4 protein-coding genes are annotated in these 1,724 nt (G+C 40.8%); all 4 read left to right on the top strand.

What is annotated here, in order from left to right; genetic code table 11:
- Positions 1-165: 165 nt before the first annotated feature.
- On the top strand, positions 166-339 hold the full coding sequence (locus QUB10_RS34075) for a hypothetical protein (RefSeq protein WP_333207542.1): 174 nt from the start codon (positions 166-168) through the stop codon (positions 337-339).
- A 51-nt stretch (positions 340-390) separates the two neighbouring features.
- Entirely contained in the window at positions 391-807 is a 417-nt protein-coding gene (locus QUB10_RS34080) for a XisH family protein (protein WP_333202445.1), read from the top strand.
- Positions 795-1,124 carry a XisI protein gene (locus QUB10_RS34085; protein WP_106332496.1) on the top strand — a complete coding sequence of 110 codons (330 nt, stop codon included), beginning with the start codon at positions 795-797 and terminating at the stop codon, positions 1,122-1,124. Before QUB10_RS34080 ends, QUB10_RS34085 begins: the two co-directional genes overlap by 13 nt.
- Before the next feature lie 353 nt (positions 1,125-1,477).
- Positions 1,478-1,651 carry a hypothetical protein gene (locus QUB10_RS34090; protein WP_333207544.1) on the top strand — a complete coding sequence of 58 codons (174 nt, stop codon included), beginning with the start codon at positions 1,478-1,480 and terminating at the stop codon, positions 1,649-1,651.
- Positions 1,652-1,724 lie beyond the last annotated feature (73 nt).

Below are 1,724 nucleotides of genomic sequence, written 5' to 3' on the forward strand. Positions count from 1 at the left end.
ATTATTATCTCCGATGATTCACTTTTACTTCCTCAATCCGCGTATGTGCCAGTTGGGGGTGCGGAATGTGGGTTATAGATACTAAATTTTACGCCGTTAACGGCGCAAAATATCGATCGATTTGGCTCCTCCCTCGGAGAGCCCTCGCCGTCTGGGAACGGACTCGTGTGTTCGCTCCTGTTCGTAGAAGAAGAACACCTTTATGCAGCTTTAGTCTGTTTTTTTGGGCTACTTGCTGTGGAATCGCCTGATATTGCTTTATTGCTGGTGGGTGGGAGAGTTATGCGAAGTGGGGGGAATTTTTGGGGAGTGCGATCGCGAATGGCTGTAATGATATGATGGCGGAATGGCAATCAATACTGCTCGGTTAAGCAATTTCGTGGGTATGATATGTCCGCTAAAGATATCTTTCACAATGCTGTTCGTTCAGCTTTAGAAAAAGAGGGATGGATCATCACTCACGATCCTCTTTTTATCAAGGTAGAGGAACTTGATTTTTTTATCGACTTAGCAGGGGAGAAAATTTTAGCAGCAGAGAAAGATGGCTTCAAGATTGCTGTAGAGATTAAATCTTTTATCGGTGCATCTGATTTAGCCAGCTTTTATATAGCTTTGGGTCAATTTCTCAGCTATCGTTCTGCCCTGAGAAAAAAACAACCGAACAGAATTTTGTATTTAGCAATAAACCAAGATGTGTATAATGATTTTTTCAGCAATCGTTTTATTCAAGAATTAATCGCTGAGCATCAGCTCAAATTACTCATTTTTGATGCTATTAAAGAGGGGATACTTTTATGGAAAGAGTAAACTACAGAGAATTAATCCAAACAATACTGTCTCAACACTCAAGGAATGACTTGGATACTGAAACAGAAGTTCAATTACTTTTTGATACCGAACGGGAGCATTATCATGTGGTTCATTTGGGATGGGACGAGCAAAAACGGGTTTACGGCTGTGTGATTCACGTTGATATAAAAGATGGTAAATTTTGGATTCAGAGAGATAGAACAGAAGCGGGAATAGCGAATGAGTTAGTAGCCGCCGGAGTTCCCAAGGAAGATATTGTTTTAGCTTTTAAAGCCCCTTACGTGCGTCAATTTACTGAGTTTGCAGTGGGGTAATTGGGATACGGAGGATTTACATTTTCATCAAAAATAAAGTATTTAGTTTGGTCACGCGAGCGGAACTTACGCTTGTAGAACCCCTTTGAGATCTATTGCTGTAAGCGTAAGCCCTGTGCGATATCAATTTTGGATCTTTTGCCACCATTGCCCCATGATTTCTCGTCTTGTGGCTATTGAGTTATGTGAGACGACTTGTTTGTCTGCCTTATTTTTTAAGAAAAGATGTCAAATGGGTTCTATAATACTTCCTCTCCCCTGCCTTTGTAAGTCGGAAAAGTCGGATCGTAAAGTCGGAAAAGTCGGATATTGCATAATCTATCGAGCTCAGGTTCCTACAACTTCAGGGAACTGTGTCGAAAGAGGTGACTCAGTTGCCAGTAAGTTACAACCCCAGAACGGTGAATACGGTGGAGGAACTCCAACAAGTCTATCAGGAAACAACTCGCTGGCGTCAAAAAAAGGCACGTCGCCCAGTCGCAAAAAAACGATCGCCAGATCCACTGAGCAGCCTTCTCCCTTTTTAAGTAGTTAAACAAAATTAATTACATAAATAACTAATATGATATAATAAGAATATTAAGTATATTTAAAGAGGTT

The sequence above is a fragment of the Microcoleus sp. B5-D4 genome (assembly GCF_036705145.1).
Lineage (GTDB): Bacteria > Cyanobacteriota > Cyanobacteriia > Cyanobacteriales > Microcoleaceae > Microcoleus.

Coding starts and splice junctions, on each gene's coding strand:
- QUB10_RS34080 (WP_333202445.1), top strand. CDS start 391: ATGTCCGCTAAAGATATCTTTCACAATGCTGTTCGTTCAGCTTTAGAA.
- QUB10_RS34085 (WP_106332496.1), top strand. CDS start 795: ATGGAAAGAGTAAACTACAGAGAATTAATCCAAACAATACTGTCTCAA.